Genomic DNA, 17,965 nt, shown 5'->3' on the forward strand with positions numbered 1-17,965 from the left:
CTGCGGCGGTGATCGGCCGGGGCCCCGGCCGCGGAGGTGATCGGCCGAGGCCCCCGCCCCGCCGGTGATCGGCCGAGGCCCCGGTCGCGACGGTGCTCGGCCGGGGCCCGCGGCCTCGCCCACACGGTCCGGAAGGCCGTCGATCCGCACTCCGCCCGCGTTGCGGGAAAGCTCGGGGCGGGTAGGCCTGCCCGTGGTACGAACCCTGATCACTCACCCACGACGGAGGGAACGCGGCATGGACCACGATGCGACGAAGGGGCGGCCGGTGTCGGCGGCGGAGCTGTTCGACGGTCTGGGGATCGAGTACGAACGTGCCTTCGTCCGGCTGCCGGCCCAGCTGGCGGCGATCGAGTGGCTCACCGCACGGCTGGGCGCGGGGGCCAGGGTCCTCGACGTCGGCAGCGGGACCGGACGCCCGGTGGCCGACCTCCTGGTGCGCGCCGGCTGCGAGGTGACCGGCATCGACGTGTCCGGCGAGATGGTCGCCCTCGCGGGCGCGCAGGTGCCCGGGGCCCGCTTCGAGCAGTGCGACGTGCGCGCCTTCGACGCGCCGGAGGGCCACTTCGACGCGGTGTGCGCGTTCTTCCCGCTGATGATGATGAGCCGGGCGGAGGCGGCCGCCGCCCTGAAGCGCATGGCGGGCTGGCTGGCGCCGGGCGGCTTCCTGGTGACGGCGACCGTGCCCGCGGACGTGGAGGACGTGGAGATCGTCTGGATGGAGCGCACGGTCAGGGTCTCCAGCTTCTCGGTGGAGGAGTACCTGCGCCTCCAGCGGGAGGACTGCGGCCTCGACGTGCTCCACCACGAGCTGTCGGTCTTCGACCCGGACGACGACCGCGCGGCGCCCGAGGACCACCTCTTCACCTACGCCCGCCGCCCGGCCCCCACGGGGACGCCCGAGGTCTGACGTATCGTCAATTGACGCTGCATCAGTTATTGACGCTTCATCAGTCCGGTCACAGAATGCGGTCACCCGACGGAGGGATCGCCCGTGCCTCGACCGTTGCGCGTCATCGCCGCCACCTTCGCCCTGCTCCTCGTCACCGCCTGCAACTCCGCGTCCACCGGCGGAAGCGCCCCTTCCTCCTCCTCCGTACGCGGAGTCACCGACGACACGATCAAGGTCGGCGGCATCGTCTCCATGACGACCGCCAGCGGCTACTCCAAGAAGGACACCGACCTCGGCGCCCGCGCCCGCTACGACCGGGCCAACGCCGAGGGCGGGGTCAACGGACGGAAGATCGAGTACCTCGGGGCCGAGGACGACGGCCAGGACCCCGCCAGGAACCTGGCCGCGGCCCGCAAGCTCGTCCAGCAGGACAAGGTCTTCGCCGTCTCCCCGATGAGCTCGGTCACCTTCGCCGGGGCCGACTTCCTCGACGCCCAGAAGGTCCCGACGGTGGGCTGGGGCACGCTCCCCTCGTTCTGCGGGCCCGCGCACCTCTACGGCTTCAACGGCTGCCTCGTCCCGATGCCCGGCGGCACGCTCAACCAGACCTGGCCCGAAGGCCTCGCGACCGTCCTCGGCGGCGCGCACGGCAAGTCGGTCGCGCTGATCGCCGGCGACAGCGACGCCGGCAAGTTCGGCATCCGTACCTTCACCCAGGGCTTCAAGGCGGCCGGCTTCCGGGTCGCGTACGCCAAGGCCGTGGTGCCCGCGACCTCGATGCCCAGCGACTGGTCGGCGTACACCAAGGAGATCCTCCGCTCCGGCCCCGGCGGCCGCGCACCCGACGCCGTGGTCTCCGTGATGCAGACGCCGTACAACATCGGCCTGTTCACCGCGCTCAAGCGGTCCGGCTACAAGGGCGTCATCTCCGACCCGACGGACTACGACCCCGGGCTGCTCGCGAAGGACGCGACGAAGCAGGCCCTCGACGGGGTGCACGTACTGCTGCAGTTCCAGCCTTTCGAGTCGGACAGTCCCGCGATGCGGCAGTTCAAGGCCGACATCAAGAAGGCCGCCGGCGGCAAGGACGTCCCCCTCGACATGCACATGATGACGGGGTACATGAGCGCCGATCTCTTCCTCTCGATCGCCGCGAAGGCCGGCAAGGACCTCACCGTCGACTCCTTCCAGAAGGCCGCCCGAGGCTTCTCCGACACCGGGACGCTCGTGGGCGACCGCACCGAGCCCAAGGGGCAGAAGGAGAGCTTCGGCTGCGGCGCGCTCGTCCGGCTGAAGAACGGGCGGTACGAGGTGGCCGTGCCGTTCAAGTGCTATCCGCCGATCCCCTTCGGTTGAGGGGCGCGTCACGTGGGTGACCTGCTGGGCTTCGTCCTGAGCGGGCTGGTCTCGGGCGCGCTGTACGCGCTGCTCGCGACCGGGCTCGTCCTGTCCTACTCCGCCTCCGGGCTCTTCAACTTCGCGCACGGAGCCACCGCCTACCTTTGCGCGCTCGCCTTCTACGAGCTCCACTCCGGCTTCGGCTGGCCGGCCGTCCCCACCGCCCTGCTCCTGGTGTTCGTGGTGGCGCCCGGCCTCGGCTGGGGCCTTGACCGGCTGATGTTCAGAAAGCTGGCCGGGGTCGGCGAGACGGCGCAGATCGTGGCCACGATCGGCCTGCTCGTCGCGCTGCCCGCGGCCGGACTGTGGGTGGTCGAACTCCTGGAGCGGGCGGGCGCCCCGGTCAAGCCCGCCGAGAACCAGTTCGGGCTGCCGGGCGTCGGGCCGAGCCCCGCGGTGTCCTGGCAGCCGCTCGACGGGGTCGGCATCGACTCCGACCAGCTGATCACCTGGATCGCCACCGCCCTCGCGGCGGCCGGACTGTGGGCCCTGATGCGGCACACCCGGCTCGGCCTGCGGCTGCGGGCGGCGGTCGACGACCGGGCGCTGACCGAGCTGCGGGGCATCAGCGCGGACCGGCTGTCCTCGATCGCGTGGATGCTGTCGTCCGGCCTCGCGGGCCTCGCCGGCGTCCTCGCCACCCCGCTCCTCGGGCTCTCCGCGCACGACTACACGCTGTTCCTGTTCGTCTCGGCCACCGCCGCGGTCCTCGGCCGCTTCGCGTCGGTGCCGCTCGCCTTCGCCGGCGGCCTCGGGCTCGGGGTGCTGCAGAACCTGGTGGCGGGGTACGCGTCGTTCGCCGAGGACATCACCGGCTTCCGCACGGCCGTACCGTTCCTCATCCTCTTCGCCGGTCTCGTCCTCCTGGGGCGGCGCCGTCGCCGGGCGGCGGGCACGGCGGCCGCGGACCCACCGCCCGTCGAATACCTCGCCGGGAAGGGCTGGGGCCGCCGCTGGGGCGCGTGGCTGGTGGCCGGCGTGCTCCTCGGCACGGCGTTCTACACCGTCACCACACCCTTCTGGAGCGGGATCCTGGCCCAGGGACTCGCGATCGGGCTCGTGTTCATGTCGTTCACGGTGGTCACCGGCCTCGGTGCGATGGTGTCGCTGGCCCAGGCGACGTTCGTGACCGCCGCCGCTCTCGTCGCGGGACTGCTGATGAGCCACGGCTGGCCCTTCGTCGCCGCCGCGGCGGTCGGAACGGCGGCCGCGGCCCTGCTCGGCGCGGTGGTCGCGCTGCCCGCACTGCGGCTCGGGGGCAGAACACTGGCCCTGGCCACCCTGGCGCTCGCCTTCCTGGCGGACCAGGTGCTCTTCCAGCTCGGATGGCTGCGCAACGGCGACACCGGCTGGGAGATCCCGCGGCCGGTGGCCGGACCCGTGGACCTCGGCGACGACCGGGCGATGGGACTCGCACTCGTCCTGCTCAGCGGGGTGCTCGTCGCGCTCCTCACCCGGCTGCGCGGCTCCCGCTGGGGCCGGGCCGTCCTCGCGGTCCGCTCGGCCCCGGAGGCCGCCGCGGCGTCGGGCGTCTCGGTGGTACGGACGAAGCTCCTGCTCTTCACGGTGTCGGCGGGCCTCGCGGGCTTCGGGGGAGTGCTCTACGCCTCGTACAACACCAGGATCACGGCCACGGACTTCACGGCGATGACGGGCCTGGTCTGGCTGGCGGTCGTGGTCGCGGCGGGGGTGCGCAGACCGCAGTTCGCCGTGGTGGCGGGGCTCGTCTTCGCGGTGGTCCCGCACCTGATGACGGAATACGTCACGGAGTCCGCGCATCTGCCGGTGATCCTCTTCGGCCTGGCGGGGCTCGCGCTGGCGAACGACCCGGACGGGTACTGCGCGGCGCTGCCGTCGAGGCTGGCCGCGCGGCGCGCGGCGAAGGCAGGGGCGGCCGACCCCGTCTCGCGAGGCGGGACCGACACCACCGCGCGAACGACGAAGCCGCACGTCGACGCCTCCGGCGCGGTCACGGAATCGCGCGGCGGTTCGGGCGCGACCGAGCCCCGGCCCTTCATCGCCGGTGTCGGAGGCGCGGCCGCGGAATCGCGCGGCGAGCTGCCGGGCGCGCTCGAGCTCGGCGGCGTGCACGCCGGGTACGGCGGCGCGCCCGTGCTGCACGGCGTGGACCTCGTGGTGCGCGCCGGCGAGGTGCTGGTGCTGCTCGGGCCCAACGGGGCCGGGAAGTCCACCCTCTGCCGGGTGGCGGCGGGACAGCTGCGGCCGGCCCGCGGTCTCGTACGGGTACGGGGCGAGGACGCCACCCGCGACGCGGCGGTCGCCCGGGCACGCCGCGGGGTGCGGCTGGCCCCCGAGGGGCGGGGGATCTTCGCCGGGCTCTCGATCGAGGAGAACCTCGCCCTGCAGCTGACGGAGGCCGAGGACCGCGACGCCGTGTACGAACGCTTCCCCGCCCTCGCCGCCCGCCGAACCGTCCCCGCCGGGTCCCTGTCGGGCGGCGAGCAGCAGCTCCTCGCCCTCGCCCCGCTCCTCCAGCGACCGCCGGCGGTCCTCGTCGCCGACGAACCGTCCCTCGGCCTGGCGCCCCGCGTCGTGGACGAGGTCTTCCGTCTCCTGACCGAACTCCGCGACCACGGCACCGCGTTGGTCCTCGTGGAGGAGAAGGCGGCCGAGGTGCTCGGCATAGCCGACACCGTCGCGTACCTCGCACAGGGCGGGATCGCCTGGTCCGGACCGCGGTCCGAGGTGGACCGGGACCGGCTCGCCGAGGCCTACCTGGGGACGGGAGTCCACCGATGAGCCGCAGGCTGCTCCGCGCGAGCGGGATCGACGTCCGCTTCGGCGGCGTCCGCGCCCTGCGCGACGTGACCGTCTCCGTCGGCCCCGGCGAGATCTGCGGCCTCATCGGGCCGAACGGCGCGGGCAAGACGACGCTCTTCGACGTGCTGTCGGGGATGCGGCGGCCGGACGCGGGAACGATCGCGTACGACGGTACGGACATCACCCGCCGGTCCCCCGTCTGGCGGGCCCGGCACGGCATCCGCCGCACCTTCCAACGCCAGCAGCTCTTCGGCCAGTTGACGGTCGCGGACAATCTCCTCGTCGCACAGGACTGGCGGGGCGGCGTACGGCCCGCGGCGCGCCGCCACCGGGAACGGGCCGCCGCCGTGCTCCACGAGTGCGGGCTGGACGCGCTCGCCGACTCGTACGCGGGCGGCCTGCCCGTAGGACAGGCCCGCATGGTCGAACTGGCCCGCGCGCTCGCCGACCCGCCCCGGGTCCTGCTCCTGGACGAGCCCGCGTCCGGGACGACCGCCGAGGAGCGCCGCGGACTCGCCGCCGTCATCCGTCACATGGCCGACGAGGAGAACTGCGCGGTGCTGCTCGTCGAGCACGACGTGGCCTTCGTGATGGAGCTGTGCTCGCGCGTCGTGGTCCTCGACCTCGGCCGGGTCCTCGCCGAAGGGACGGCGGCCGAGATCCACGCGGACCCGGCGGTGCGGGAGGCGTACCTCGGCGCCGGCCCCGGAAGCGCGGAATGAGAAGCACCCCGATCGGTCTCCGCCCCCCGCCTGGCCCCCTTCATCCCGGACCGTGACCGAGACCCTGCCGAGTCGTCTGCGTGTGAGGTTTGAGTGGAAAGCTCCGTCCGCCCACCATGGGGGCATGAGCCACGAATTCCAGAGCCGGATCCTTGACATCACCACTGGGGCAGCGGAAACGGTCTACGACCTGACCCGGGAGTGCTCCTCTTTCCTGGCCGAGGTGGCACAGGGCAGGGACGGGCTCCTGAACGTCTTCACACCGCACGCGACCATGGGGGTGGCGTTGATCGAAACGGGTGCGGGCAGCGACAGCGACCTCCTGGCCGCCCTCCACCAGCTCCTTCCCGCGGACGAACGCTGGCAGCACCGCCATGGAAGCCCGGGCCACGGCCGTGACCACGTGTTGCCGGCCATCGTTCCGCCGCATGCGACGATCCCTGTGATCGGCGGTGAACTGGCCTTGGGCACCTGGCAGTCGGTGTGTCTGGTGGACACCAACATCTCTAATCCCAACCGTCAAGTGCGGTTGAGCTTCCTGAGCTGATCGGGGCGATCAAGATCGTCCTGGGTGTGGCCGCCGATTCTCCTTACGCTCCGGCGAAACGGGAGAAAGATGCGCGGTACCACCATGAACGAAGTCGAGCGGCCGTACGACGGCTGCGGAAAGTGCCTGCTCGGCGTACGCAGGCTGTCGCGGGTCAAGGCTGCCACGACCTCGCCCGAGCGGCAGCGGGAGGACGTGCTGACGGCTGCAGCGGCCGTCGGCGGCCACATCATCGACTGGGCGGACGACTGGGAGGTCTCCGGCGCCACCGATCCGATGACCCGCCCGAAGCTCGGCCCGTGGCTCCGCGACGAGCGGGGCAAGTACGACGGGCTCGTCGCCGCTGCCGTCGACCGGCTCGGCCGCAACGTGGTCGACTGCCTCAACACCGGCTACAAGATGCGCGACGAGGGCAAGCTCCTCGTCTCCTACGGACACGAGGGCGTCTGGAACCTCGACGACCCCAACGACGAGAACCGCTTCACGATGGAGGCGTGGGGCGCACAGATGGAGCTGCGCGCCATTCAGCGGCGCAACCGTGACGCCACCAAGAAGATACGCGCGGCCGGCCGGCCCAAGGGCAAGCCCTCCTACGGCTTCCGGTACGTGCGCACCGTGCCCAACGGCCGGGTCGAGCGTGTCGAGCTGCATCCTCACGCGGCCGAGGTCCTGCGAACCGTCGCCAGCCGTATCCTGGCCGATCCTGAGAATGTGTCGCCCAGCAGCGAGGCCGCTCGCCTCAACCGGCTCGGGGAGCTGGCGCCGGTCGACCACCTTGCGGTCATGTACGGGAAGCCGGCGGCCGGCCGGCCCTGGTATCCCACGAGTCTGCGCAACATGCTGCTGTCCGAGGCGGCCATGGGGTACCTCGTCCATCAGGGCAAGCCTGTCATCGATCGGTCAGGGAAACCGGTGCGTCTGTGCGAGGGGTTGTGGAACCGCACCACGCACAACGCGCTGAAGGAGATCCTATGCGCCCGCGACACCCCGTTTCGGGGCCGTAAGTCCAACCGGTCGTACCTTCTGACGGAAGTGGCCGTGTGCGGCCAGTGTCACAACCGTCTCTTCACCCAGACGTCCGCCGATGCCCCGCCTCGTTACGCCTGCACCGTCCGGAACAAGGGCTGGAGGAACGCACAGCACTGCCGCCCGGCTCCCAACATGCGCGTCGCCAACCTGGACGCCCTGGTCGAGGCATGGTTCCTGGAGAAGTTCGGGCACGGCGCGATCATGGAGACGGTCTACGACGCTGGCAACGGCGTCGCTGACCGCATCGCCGAGGTCGAGGCCAGCCGGAAGCGGCTGCGCAGCGACCGCGAGGCCGGCCTCTACGACGCTCCCGACGACGCTCAGTGGTACCGCGAGCGGTACAGCGAGCTCTCCCACGAGCTTAGGGAGCTGGAGAACGAACCCCAGCGCCCGCCCGGCATGGTGCAGCGCCCCACCGGAGAGACCGTGGCGGACCGGTGGACGAACGCTCCCGACGTCCAGGCCCGCAAAGAGATCCTCCTGGACTTCTGTGTCAGGGTGACCGTGTACCCGGCCTCGGCTCCTGTCCGATGGGTCCCTGGACTCCTGCACGGTCCGGACCGAGATCCGCAGCAACACGGCGACCGGACACCGAAGCGCTGAGGACTCCGATACCAGAGGATCCCGGCGCCGCCAAGACGGGCCCGCTGGTGCACGCTCGGCCTGAAAACCGGGCGAATTCCAGGAGCAACTCATGGCACATGCCACACCTTCTCCCTCGGGCTCTCTCATGGCGACTGCAGACCTGGGGCGATGGGACGGTAGCCGGACCGGCTGGGTCGTCGTCATGGACGACGGCCCAGCCGCCGAGGACTTGGCGACGTATCTGGGTGGAAAGGTTATGGCTCAGCCCCGGGCCGGTGCAGCAGGCATCGAAGTTCTGCTGGACACGGACTCCATCGAGGTGGAGCTGTGCGAACCCGTACCGAAGAGGGGGCTGAAGTCACCCGGCACACTTCTGCTGCGGCTTGCTCGCGCCAGGAACTTCGGTGTGTTCGAGCTGGCCTCGGCCCGCTGGGAGGTGGGCAAGGGAGTGAACAGGTTGATGGAGGAGGCATCGGAGCGACCCCTCCCGGCGCGTTTCGTCCTGAGCATTGCCACAAGGGTGATCACTACCCGATCGGGCACGGTGATCAGGTATGTGCAACCGCGGCTCACATACCCCGGCCACTCTTGGCGGATTCCAGCGGTCATCGCAACACATTGACGGTCAGGAAAGTACTCGGCTGTGTGCCTCTCGCCCGAAGGGGCGGGAGGCACCTTGCTTTCATACGAGGCGTGATCGGGCTCACTTCCATGGCTGCGTATCGGACTCGAAGGCTGCCCCGTCGTACTGGTGTGTACAGCCATTCACCCGTGCAAGGAGCCGTGAAATGACGCCCCACCCCGATCCGTCTCCCGCGCTCGACGTACTGCCGCAGCCCCTGATCGCGGCCGCCCAGGCCGCGCGCCGTGAGTTCCTGGCTGCTCTGGAGCCGCTGCGGGGCGAGCTGTTCCGGTACTGCCGTCGTCTGACCGGAAGCGTCTGGGACGCCGAGGACCTGGCCCAGGAGACGCTCGCCCGAGCCCTCACACGCGCCGCGCAGTCCCACCAGGCGGTCGAGCGCCCGATGGCGTGGCCGGTGCGGATCGCGACGAACGCCTACCTCGACCAGGTCCGCCGCCCCGCCCCGCTCCTCGTCGAGCCGGCCGAACGGGCGGCGCCCGTCCTCGCCGATCCTGCCGAAGTGCGCGACGCGCTTGCAGAGGTGACCACCCTGCTGGCACCCCAGGAGCGTGCCGCTGCCGTACTCAAGGGCGTGTTCGACCTGCCGCTGAAGGAGATCGCCGCCATGCTCGGCACCACCGAGGGGGCGGTCAAGGCCGCGCTGCACCGGGGCCGCGGACGGCTCACCACTCCCGACCGGGGCACTCTCGATTGCGCGGCCCGGGCGGCTACTTCACCGAGGGCATGGAGCGGCGCCGGGTGAGGAAGCTCTTCGCCGACCTGTCGCCGGAGGAGGGGGTGGAGATGTATGGCTTTCGGCACGACTTCGCCTCGAACGCCCTCGGCAACAACATCCCCATCACCGACGTGGCGGAGTGGATGGGGCACAAGTCCATCGAGGAGACGTACCGGACCTACCGACACCTGATGCCGGGCAGTATCACCAAGGCTGCCCGGATCCTGGACGCCGGTCTTTGGGAGGCGGCCTGAGGAGTGCATGGGGGAGGGGGAGCTCCCCGGTGTGAGGGAAGATGATCAGCATCCTCATGGATACCTCCAGGTGAGATTAGCAGGCAGGTCGCTGACCTGTGTTTTCGCAGTTCAGGGCAAGTGTGCCGGTTTGTCGATCTTGGCGGCCCGTGGCGCTCGGGGGCGGTTCCGCGCGGTACTGATGCTGACTTTCCTGATGGCGCGTCAGCTTTGGGTCGCGAGAGCGAGCTTTGCGAGTGCGCATCACGGAGCAATTATCGGCGCAGGGATGCGAGTGCGCACCGATGCCCCACCGATTGGATCCGGACGATCTCGAACCCCCCCGGGGTGCTCTGGGGTCGGGATGCCGCGAGGGTGAGTGTCGAGGTGGTCATGGTGATGGGACGGAGCCTTCCGTGCGGTGACCGCCCGATGAGGCTTGCTGCTTGATGTGTCGATCGCTGCAGGCGCCGGCAGGGTAGAGGGCATGCGCATCTTGGTTCTTGGCGGTTCGTGGTTCCTCGGTCGGTCGGTGGCACAGGCTGCTCTTGCCCGAGGTCGGTCGGTCACGACCTTCAACCGGGGGCGGTCGGCTCCTGACGGGTGTGGAGGCGGCCAGAGGTGACCGGACTTGCCGCGGTGATCTGGAGTCGCTCGCTGCCGTCGGTCTATGGGATGCGGTCGTGGACACGTCCGCATCCCAGCTGGCGCCTCGGCAGGTGTTGGAGAACATCTGGCTCCGTACGAAGCGCTACGACGCAAACGGCAAGGTCAGAAGCGGTACGGGCGGGGTCTGCTACATCTTCTGGCCGGTCAAGTCAGCACCAAGTCAGCACCGCGCGCTGCAGGCGCTCGGCCTGGCGTGAGCATGTGCGGCCCGACGGCCGTCTCGACGACCTGACGGCAGCGCTCCTGGCCGTCCTGCGTGAGGTGGCCGTACCGGTCCACCGTGACCTTGATCGACCGATGTCCGAGCCAGCGAGACACCTCGTGAATGGACACTCCGTTGGTCAGGGCCACGGTGGTCCATTTATGCCGCAGGTCGTGCGGGTTGTATGCGGGAAGCTCGAGCCGCTTGATGGCGCGATCCCACGACTTGCGCAGAAGATCGGGATACGGCATTCCGCCGCTCGCATTGCGGATCGGAAGCCGGTCGATGAACGGCTCAAGGGAAGCAGGCACGGGTATGTCGCGCCACTCGCCTTCTTTCCGATGCTTCAACGGGGCGTATTTCGGTGTGTACTTTCCGGAGGTGTCCTTGTAGCGAATCACCTGCCGCCGGATTCGAAGGGTGCCGTCGCGCATGTCCTCCGGGAAGACTCCCAGGGATTCCCCTATTCGAAGTCCGCAACATGTCATGAGCCATATCGCCGGAGACAGGCGAGGTCCGATCTCCTTGGCGATGGCGGTTATCTCGTCGAAGCTGGGAAGTTTCCTGTCGTCGACAGGAATGACAGGGTTCTCCAGCTTCTCGGCCTGAGTCATGGGATTCACAGGAATCCGCCTATGGCGCATGGCGTGGGAGAACAGCGCCGAGAGGGCTATGTGCCGGGACTCGATGGTGTTGAGGGCCGCCCCATCCCGGCGCCAACGTGCGTACAGGCCCTCGATGTCCGCTGCGGTGACCTGCGAGATCATCTTGCTCCCCAGGTGGGGGACCACGTGGAGGCGGACGATGCGCTCGTACGACTCGAGGGTGCCGGCGGAAGCGGTCTTCTTCGCGAGCCAGTCGTCCGCGTACCGGCGAAGTGACACCTTGCCGGCGTCGGGGTCGACGTAGATGTTCTCGCGCTTGTCGCCTTCCATCTTGGTAGCGAAGTCGACCGCGTCCTTCTTTCGGGAGAACGACTTCTCCCGCTGACGCCCAGTGCGTCCGCCCGGCTCCCTGTAGCGGACGGTCCATCGCTTGCCGGACACGGCAGAACCGTTGTCGATGATTTGAGCCAACCTGTTCACCCATCTCTGCTCGCACGGCCGGTGGCCGTGCTTTTCGGTGTGGGTTGTGTTGTAGTCGATGTTTCCGGCCGCGCCAAATGCCTGGGCACGTGAAGATTTGACGACCCACGTTTCCGCGGGCCGTATGGCCGTAATGCTGCCCGCGCGGGGGTTAGGGCTTCGGCGTAGTCAGCCCTGGTCCGGTTTGTGATGGTTCGTTGACCGGTGGGCGTCCCGGAGGCAGGACAGCCACGGATTTCCAAGATCATGGAGTTCTCTACGCCCCGTGACCTGCCTGGAGGACCGTGCCTGCCGACGCATCATTGCCAATTCCGCCTGCCCTTGACCAGCTCCGCGGGCAGCCCGGCGTCGGGCCCGGGGAGGTGGCGGACCTGCTCGAACGGCCGGCCGAGGTGCCGGACCCAAGGGACCCTCGCGGTGTGCGGCACGCGTTCGCCGTTGTCCTCGCCCTGGCCGCGTGCGCGGTGCTGGCGGGGGCGACTTCACTGCCGGCGGTCGGCGAGTGGATCGCGGAGGCGCCGCCCCAGGTGCTGGAACGGCTCAGTGTGCGTCCCGATCCGGTGCTGCCCAGGCGGCTGGTGCTAGCCGAGACGACGGTGCGCCGCCTGCTCCGGGTTGCGCGGACTGTCCGTGGACGGCAAGTCCCTGCGCGGCGCGGCTAGGCCGTGTTTTAGAAGTCGTGGACTTGTCTGGGTGGCCGTCCGGGGAAGTGCCGGATGGCCATCCAGATGGTGAGGTCGCGCGCGATGTCGCCGATGCTGGTCGAAGTGGCGACCTCATGCTCGCGGCGGCTGGCATCGCGGCGGACGACCTCGTAGCCTCCTTCGTCCAGGACGGCCACTGAGGCGAACCAGACGGGGGCGTCCTCGTCGGGCTGGATGACGACGAAGGTGTTGTCGGTGTCGTTGAGGTCGCTGATCATCATGAACAGCGCGTCCTCGGAAGGGTCGTCGATGCGGTCGCCGTTCTCGCTGTCGGCGCCGTAGTACTGAGCCCCCATCGTCGCCTCTCCCTCACCCTGTCGACCCTGGTCGCGGTCAGCATGGCATGAGGAACTGACAGTTCGGGCCGGTCAAAGCCATTCGCCGATCGCGGCGATCAGGACGGTGGCCTCGAAGCGGACTGCGAGTTTGTCGAACCTGGTGGCCACCGCCCGGTTGCGCTTGAGCCGGTTGATCCCGCACTCGACCGCGTGCCGGGCCTTGTAGTCCTCGCGGTCGAAGGCCGGAGGCCGACCGCCGGCCTTCCCGCGCCGTTTGCGGTTTCTGGCCTGGTCGGCAGGCTCCGGGATCGTGCACGCGATCCCCCGCTTTCGCAGGTAGGCCCGGTTGGCGCGGGAGGAGTACGCCTTGTCGCCTCGCACTCGCAGCGGTCGGACACGGGGACGTCCTGGTCCGGTGCGGGGGACTCGGATGCCTTCGAGGACGGCTGTGAACTGAGGGCTGTCACCGCGCTGGCCTGCAGTGATCAGCAAGGACAGCGGCCGTTGGCCTTGTTCGCAGGCCAGGTGGATCTTGGTGGTGAAGCCTCCCCGTGAACGGCCCAGGCCGTGGTCATCGGGCTCGGTGCGGGTTCCGCCCGGCGGTTCGTTCTGGTCCTGGCCGTTGCGGCGGGCGCCCGCGGCATGCTGATGGGCTCGGCAGATCGTGGAGTCGACGTTGACCTCCCACGTGATCAGCCCGGCCGCGTCCGCCCGGGCCTGCAGCCTGGTCAGCAGCACGGTCCAAGTGCCGTCGCGTTGCCAGTGCCGGAAGAGCCCATAGACCGTCTGCCACGGCCCGTACTCCTGCGGCAGATCCCGCCACGGAGCACCGGTCCGCACCCGCCAGCGGATCCCGTCGATCAGCCTCCGTCGACCAAGCGCCGGCCGCCCTAACACCGCGACCGGCAGCAACGGCTCCAGCACCGCCCACTGCCCGTCAGAAAGATCCCCTCGCCCCACACCGAGATCATCACGATGCGGGACGAGACACCGAGCCGACTTTCAAAACACGGCCTAGGGCGAGGGGACGGAGGATCCACTTTCTTGCGGCGGTGGAGCACAACACCGGCCTGGTCCTGGCCCAGCTCGACGTCGGCGAGAAGACCGGCGAGACCACCTGCTTCCAGCCGCTGCTGGACACCGTCGCCGACCTGGCCGGGACGGTCGTCACCAGCGACGCACTGCGTACCCGGCGCGAGCACGCCGGCTACCTTCTGGGCCGCCGGGCTCACTACATCGCGATCGCCAAGGGCAATCAGAAGAAACTGCGCAAGCAGCTGAAGTCCCTTCCCTGGAAGGACATCCCGCTCCAGGGTCGCACGCGCGGCGGCGGCCACGGCCGCGCGGAGATCCGCCGAATCAAGGTCGCCACCGTGAACAACCTGCTCTTCCCCGGCGCCTGCCAGGCCGTCCAGATCAAGCGCCGCCGCACCGACCGCAAGACCAGCAAGACCACCATCACCACCGTCTACGCGGTGACCAGCCCGACCGCCGAGCAGGCCGCCCCGCCCGGCTCGCACAACTGGTCCGGGACCACTGGAAGATCGAGGCCCTGCACCACGTCCGCGACACCACCTTCGCCGAGGACACCTCCCAACTGCGGACAGGCAATGCACCCCGGGCGATGGCGACTTGGCGCGATCTCGCCATCGGCGCTATGCGCCTGGGCGGCGTCAAGAACATGGCCGCTGGCCTCCGCCGCAACGCACGCAACGCCTGCCGACCCCTCGCGTTCCTCGGCCTCGCATGATCACAAACCGGACGTCATCCAGTCTTTGCCGAAGTCTTGGGTCCGACGGCTGAGGTTCATCTACTCTGCCGTCATGGCATGCAGGGTATGTGGACTCGGTGGGCACAACAATCGCACATGTCCGGGTGAACACCCCACGTGTCCGAACTGTGGTAAGCCGACAGCCAACATGAGCGACTACTCCGAGCGGCACGACAGCGACTACTGCTCTCCGTTTACCTCCTCCGATTGCTGGGGTGACGCGCGGTGACAGCGCTTGTCTGTACAGGGTGTGACGATCCCGTCGAGAACGCGACTGACTGGGACGACGAGTCTCAGATGTGCAGCGCTTGTTATGAAGTCAGCGGCGGCCCCACGTACTGCTGCGGCGTTATGTACGACGATGGCGAAGACACCTGCAGGAGTTGCGGCGACCCGCTTTAAGAGACCGTTGTGCTCCAACGTTGCGCCGCGGGCCTGCGACGCAACGCCCGCCATCCCCGATGGCCCCTCGCACTCCTCGGCCTCGGATGATCACAAACCGGACGCAACGCGACTACGCCGAGGCCCTGGCGCGGGGGGCACCGTGCTCAAAGGCCGTCCGGGCACGACTCGCCGAGATCAGGTCGCGGTTCTTGCGCTCGTGCCACCCAAGGGGCAGTCCGAGAGGACGAAGTGACGGTCCATAGATCGGCTGGCGTCAGCGGGTGGCTTCAGTGATCGCGGTGCGGTCGGCGAGACAGCCTCAAGCCCTGATCGCTCGTGTACGGTCTCAGCCGATCTCGCCTGCAGGCAGACTCCTGACCTGCGGCGACCAGATCGGTTGAGTCGCCTGACCCGGGCGCCCTGAGGCTTGTCCGGTAACTGATCTTCGAGTAGGTGTGTATGAGCGCAGCCGCCGTTCGGCGCGGGGGCCGCCGTCCGCGATCGTCACGATGTTGCAGACGGCCGCCTCGGCCCCGGATTCCTCCCATGCCTAGCAGCCATTGCGGTTGCCGGGGAGCGGTCGACCGATCACGACGACCTGTCGGCTGTCGGCTGTCGGCGTCGATGACGACTTGGTGGTTGGTCGAGTAGCTGCAGTTCTTGGAGTGTTCGGCCACCGTGTGGTCGCGGGTGGGCACCAGCAGCCAGCCCATCCACTCCAGAATGAGCACGGTGTCATTGCGGAACCGCTTCCGGGGCTGGAGCGCGAGCAGGGGCCCGAGGTGGTGATGGTGCGGTCAGCGGCGGATTTTGAGATGCCGAGCAGCGCGGCACTCTGGCGCGTCGTCAGGAACGTGCGCCAATTCGCCGTGACCAGCGATACCCGGCCCTCCAGCGGCAGGCTCCATGGTCAGCCCCGCTCGAAGGTGCATCAGTTGTAGGCACGGGCGCCTACCATCGCATCATGGTGATCACACTCTTTGATGCTCTGCGTATGGCTCACGGCGGACCCCAGCTGACATCGCTGGGCAGTTGTTCATCCCGCAGGCGGAGTTGAACGATTTCGTGTTCGGGCTCGTCCCCGTCGGAATCGATGGGGGAGGTCAGAGCTCTCCACCATCCAGGCCCGGTCTCCGCCTGGTTCGTAGCTGAACCACTAGCACTGCCGCACGATCGTACTTGCCCGCGACTCCCTGTCCCGTTTGAAAGCAGTGGATACGTGAAAGTCCTTGGCATCGCCATTGCCGCCGGCGCCATCCAGTACGGCGCCCTCCGTTCCGATCCGGCTACCTCCCCGATCCCCGGCGCCCCTGAGCGTCTGGGCAAGGCGGACGGGCTGACGGGGACTGATCTCATCGCGGACACCTACCGTCGCATCAAGCAGGACATCCACGGTCTTTCGCCCGACCTGGTGATTTTGGTGGCCACCCGCAAGAACGGGCAGTGGGCTTACCGGCAGGCCGCCGACCGTGCGTCCCTGGAAGCACTAGTCCAGCTTGCCTGTCACGAGGAAGGCATCCGCTGCGAGGAGTGGAAGACCGAGAAGATCGGCAAACTCATCGGCGCGCCGGCCACCGCGATTGACAGCGTCGACTTGGCGCAATTGGGTCTCTCAGCCCGGCCCAGGTACTGGGCCGGGCGCGGCGATGCCTTCGCCGCGGCCCTCGCCGCGCTGAACGAGACAAACGGTCAGGCCGATCAGTAGCCCCGGCGTCACCCCGATCAACGGAGAGCAGAGTGGTGACCGAGCAGAAGCGACGCCTGGTCCTGGACTACGAGTCCCTGCACAGCATGCCGCTGGGCGTCCATGAAGTGCACGTGTGGTGGGACCAGAACCTCGGGACCTGGCTTGTCGGCAAATGTGTCGACCTTGCCGAGTACCACGACGACGCGGATCTGATCGAGCCTCAGCTCATGGAGAGGATCAAGCATCGCAATATCGTGCCCGTGCGGGCCGTCGCAGGGGTTCCCGGCTACCCGCAACCGATGCGCGTGGTCGAGATCCTCATGCCGTACTACGAGGTGGGAAGCATCACCGACGCCTTGGAGGCCGGCCAGACGTTCACGCCTACAAAATCCCTCCAAATTGTCCAGGCAGCGCTCCAGGGGCTGCGCGAGATGCACGAGCACCACAGGATCCTGCACCGCGACATTAAGAGCCCCAACCTGTTCCTCACGGGCGATGCCGACCTCGTCAAGATCGGCGACCTGGGTGTCGCAGGCCGGATGGATGCTTATGGATCCACGCCGCCCATTCCAGTGGCGCATCCGTACTCACCACCAGAGATCATGATCGGACCGCGCATCACCGCAGCGTCGGACCTTTACTCCCTTGGCCTGGTCCTTGTCGAACTACTGGCAGGGAAGTTCGACTACGCCTCCTACAGCCGCACCGACGTCGTCGACGCGCTTCAGCAGGGCCTCCCGCCGCTGCGTGCCGAGGACCGCAAACTGCCCGCATGGGTCTGCCGACGACTCCGTCAGCTGGTAGTAAAGGCCACCCACCCAGACCCTGCGCGGCGCTTTACGACCGCTCGCGACATGAGTACGGCCCTGGCCGCGATCAAGATCGCCGATTGGCAGCAAACCGAGCCCGGCACCTGGCAGGCCCGCCATTTGTGGAAGGACGAGACCTGGCGAGTCACGACGGCTTCCGCCGATGGCGGGATCGAGCTGACCCTCCTGCGTCGCAAGCAGGCGTCGTGGCGGCGCGTAGGCGCATCGACGGTGGCCGGCACACTGCAGGACGGAAAGGCGCTGGCCTACTTTGAGGAAGCCAACAGGCGAGCAGTGAGCTGAACGACTGCCTGTGTCACTACTTCGTTGGTCGAACAGTTGATCGGTGCCACGCACCTGGACTCCTGGACAGCCTCCGGAGTCACCGTAAATCGCGCCAGGCGCCCGATTCCTGCCGGTTCTAGAGCACCGCTGCGAGCGAGCCGCCAGACCTCGCCGCGAACCCGGCGGGCGTCAACGCCTCCGTCGGCGATCATCGGGGCCAGAAGCGGGCGCCACTCTTCGTGGCCGGCTCCGACTGAGCAGGCCCAAAGCTGCTCAACAAGTACCTCCGCAGCCCAGGCGTGCCGCGGCAACGAACGTTCAGGCAAGCGGGCGATGCACTGAGCCAACAATGCGCCCTGTGGGCTCATTGCCTCCATGTCACCTCCCGGATCAGACGCTCGCTCAAAAGCCCACTGTGCCGCCAGCGTGCCTGACCGCGAGGCGCCATGCAAGGGCGCGCGAGCCGGTACTCGCACCTGTGTTCGGTTTTGTGAATGGTGTGCGTTGCTACCAGCGCAAGCCAGCCCTGCTGTCTGTGCCATCGAA

Annotated in this window: 15 protein-coding genes and 3 pseudogenes; 14 read left to right on the forward strand and 4 right to left on the reverse strand. The window is 68.7% G+C overall.

The window, feature by feature from the left end:
* Positions 1 to 238: 238 nt before the first annotated feature.
* The 10 genes and pseudogenes from SVTN_RS33380 to SVTN_RS45805 form a co-directional block, all read left to right on the forward strand.
* Complete coding sequence (locus tag SVTN_RS33380) at positions 239 to 910, forward strand: class I SAM-dependent methyltransferase (RefSeq protein ID WP_041132434.1); 672 nt, start codon at positions 239 to 241, stop codon at positions 908 to 910.
* Positions 911 to 994: 84 nt separating this feature from the next.
* Positions 995 to 2,248 (forward strand): ABC transporter substrate-binding protein, encoded by a 1,254-nt coding sequence (locus SVTN_RS33385; RefSeq protein WP_041132435.1) that lies wholly within the window; start codon positions 995 to 997, stop codon positions 2,246 to 2,248.
* 12 nt (positions 2,249 to 2,260) lie between these two features.
* Complete coding sequence (locus tag SVTN_RS33390) at positions 2,261 to 5,050, forward strand: ABC transporter permease subunit (protein WP_041132436.1); 2,790 nt, start codon at positions 2,261 to 2,263, stop codon at positions 5,048 to 5,050.
* Positions 5,047 to 5,793, forward strand: coding sequence for an ABC transporter ATP-binding protein (locus SVTN_RS33395; protein WP_041132437.1), 747 nt, complete (start codon positions 5,047 to 5,049; stop codon positions 5,791 to 5,793). Before SVTN_RS33390 ends, SVTN_RS33395 begins: the two co-directional genes overlap by 4 nt.
* A gap of 124 nt (positions 5,794 to 5,917) precedes the next feature.
* On the forward strand, positions 5,918 to 6,340 hold the full coding sequence (locus SVTN_RS33400) for a YjbQ family protein (RefSeq protein ID WP_041132438.1): 423 nt from the start codon (positions 5,918 to 5,920) through the stop codon (positions 6,338 to 6,340).
* 84 nt (positions 6,341 to 6,424) lie between these two features.
* On the forward strand, positions 6,425 to 7,972 hold the full coding sequence (locus SVTN_RS33405; protein ID WP_245727728.1) for a recombinase family protein: 1,548 nt from the start codon (positions 6,425 to 6,427) through the stop codon (positions 7,970 to 7,972).
* Between the two features lie 91 nt (positions 7,973 to 8,063).
* Positions 8,064 to 8,576, forward strand: a complete 513-nt coding sequence (locus tag SVTN_RS44465) for a hypothetical protein (protein WP_159026536.1) — start codon at positions 8,064 to 8,066, stop codon at positions 8,574 to 8,576.
* Positions 8,577 to 8,742: 166 nt separating this feature from the next.
* Positions 8,743 to 9,339: a sigma-70 family RNA polymerase sigma factor gene (locus SVTN_RS33415; protein WP_052499438.1), complete on the forward strand. Its 597-nt coding sequence runs from the start codon at positions 8,743 to 8,745 to the stop codon at positions 9,337 to 9,339.
* Positions 9,336 to 9,566 carry a tyrosine-type recombinase/integrase gene (locus SVTN_RS46450; protein WP_342669695.1) on the forward strand — a complete coding sequence of 77 codons (231 nt, stop codon included), beginning with the start codon at positions 9,336 to 9,338 and terminating at the stop codon, positions 9,564 to 9,566. The genes SVTN_RS33415 and SVTN_RS46450 overlap by 4 nt, the downstream gene beginning before the upstream one ends.
* A 692-nt stretch (positions 9,567 to 10,258) precedes the next feature.
* Positions 10,259 to 10,411: pseudogene (locus tag SVTN_RS45805) on the forward strand (peptidase C39 family protein); the annotation flags it as partial.
* On the opposite strand, the gene SVTN_RS33425 reads toward SVTN_RS45805, so the two are convergent.
* A complete protein-coding gene (locus SVTN_RS33425; protein ID WP_041132442.1) occupies positions 10,359 to 11,462 on the reverse strand; it encodes a tyrosine-type recombinase/integrase in 1,104 nt (367 codons plus the stop codon). The pseudogene SVTN_RS45805 and the gene SVTN_RS33425 sit on opposite strands and share 53 nt — an antisense overlap.
* A gap of 458 nt (positions 11,463 to 11,920) precedes the next feature.
* On the opposite strand from SVTN_RS33425, the gene SVTN_RS45810 reads away from it, so the two are divergent.
* Positions 11,921 to 12,163 carry a transposase family protein gene (locus SVTN_RS45810; protein WP_245727729.1) on the forward strand — a complete coding sequence of 81 codons (243 nt, stop codon included), beginning with the start codon at positions 11,921 to 11,923 and terminating at the stop codon, positions 12,161 to 12,163.
* A gap of 8 nt (positions 12,164 to 12,171) precedes the next feature.
* On the opposite strand, the gene SVTN_RS33435 is transcribed toward SVTN_RS45810, so the two are convergent.
* Together SVTN_RS33435 and SVTN_RS33440 are read right to left on the reverse strand one after the other, a co-directional pair.
* On the reverse strand, positions 12,172 to 12,501 hold the full coding sequence (locus tag SVTN_RS33435) for a hypothetical protein (protein ID WP_041132444.1): 330 nt from the start codon (positions 12,499 to 12,501) through the stop codon (positions 12,172 to 12,174).
* Between the two features lie 72 nt (positions 12,502 to 12,573).
* Positions 12,574 to 13,443, reverse strand: a complete 870-nt coding sequence (locus tag SVTN_RS33440; protein ID WP_041132445.1) for an IS5 family transposase — start codon at positions 13,441 to 13,443, stop codon at positions 12,574 to 12,576.
* Between the two features lie 92 nt (positions 13,444 to 13,535).
* Here SVTN_RS33440 and SVTN_RS46690 point away from each other — a divergent pair.
* A pseudogene (locus SVTN_RS46690) lies at positions 13,536 to 13,778 on the forward strand (transposase); the annotation flags it as partial.
* Between the two features lie 1,347 nt (positions 13,779 to 15,125).
* Here SVTN_RS46690 and SVTN_RS42635 read toward each other — a convergent pair.
* Positions 15,126 to 15,548: pseudogene (locus tag SVTN_RS42635) on the reverse strand (helix-turn-helix domain-containing protein); the annotation flags it as partial.
* 309 nt (positions 15,549 to 15,857) lie between these two features.
* Between SVTN_RS42635 and SVTN_RS33455 the strand changes: the two are divergent.
* The gene (locus tag SVTN_RS33455; protein WP_041132448.1) at positions 15,858 to 16,343 is read left to right on the forward strand and encodes a hypothetical protein; all 486 of its coding nucleotides are present in this window, start codon (positions 15,858 to 15,860) and stop codon (positions 16,341 to 16,343) included.
* Positions 16,344 to 16,378: 35 nt separating this feature from the next.
* A complete protein-coding gene (locus SVTN_RS33460; RefSeq protein WP_052499440.1) occupies positions 16,379 to 17,437 on the forward strand; it encodes a protein kinase domain-containing protein in 1,059 nt (352 codons plus the stop codon).
* Positions 17,438 to 17,965: the final 528 nt, after the last annotated feature.

This window comes from Streptomyces vietnamensis (genome assembly GCF_000830005.1).
Classification (GTDB): Bacteria; Actinomycetota; Actinomycetes; order Streptomycetales; family Streptomycetaceae; genus Streptomyces; species Streptomyces vietnamensis.

Excerpts from the sequence above, each read along its gene's own strand:
- SVTN_RS33380 (WP_041132434.1), top strand. The coding sequence starts at position 239 with ATGGACCACGATGCGACGAAGGGGCGGCCGGTGTCGGCGGCGGAGCTG.
- SVTN_RS33395 (WP_041132437.1), top strand. The coding sequence starts at position 5,047 with ATGAGCCGCAGGCTGCTCCGCGCGAGCGGGATCGACGTCCGCTTCGGC.
- SVTN_RS33435 (WP_041132444.1), bottom strand. The coding sequence starts at position 12,501 with ATGGGGGCTCAGTACTACGGCGCCGACAGCGAGAACGGCGACCGCATC.
- SVTN_RS33400 (WP_041132438.1), top strand. The coding sequence starts at position 5,918 with ATGAGCCACGAATTCCAGAGCCGGATCCTTGACATCACCACTGGGGCA.
- SVTN_RS33405 (WP_245727728.1), top strand. The coding sequence starts at position 6,425 with ATGAACGAAGTCGAGCGGCCGTACGACGGCTGCGGAAAGTGCCTGCTC.
- SVTN_RS33415 (WP_052499438.1), top strand. The coding sequence starts at position 8,743 with ATGACGCCCCACCCCGATCCGTCTCCCGCGCTCGACGTACTGCCGCAG.
- SVTN_RS44465 (WP_159026536.1), top strand. The coding sequence starts at position 8,064 with ATGGCACATGCCACACCTTCTCCCTCGGGCTCTCTCATGGCGACTGCA.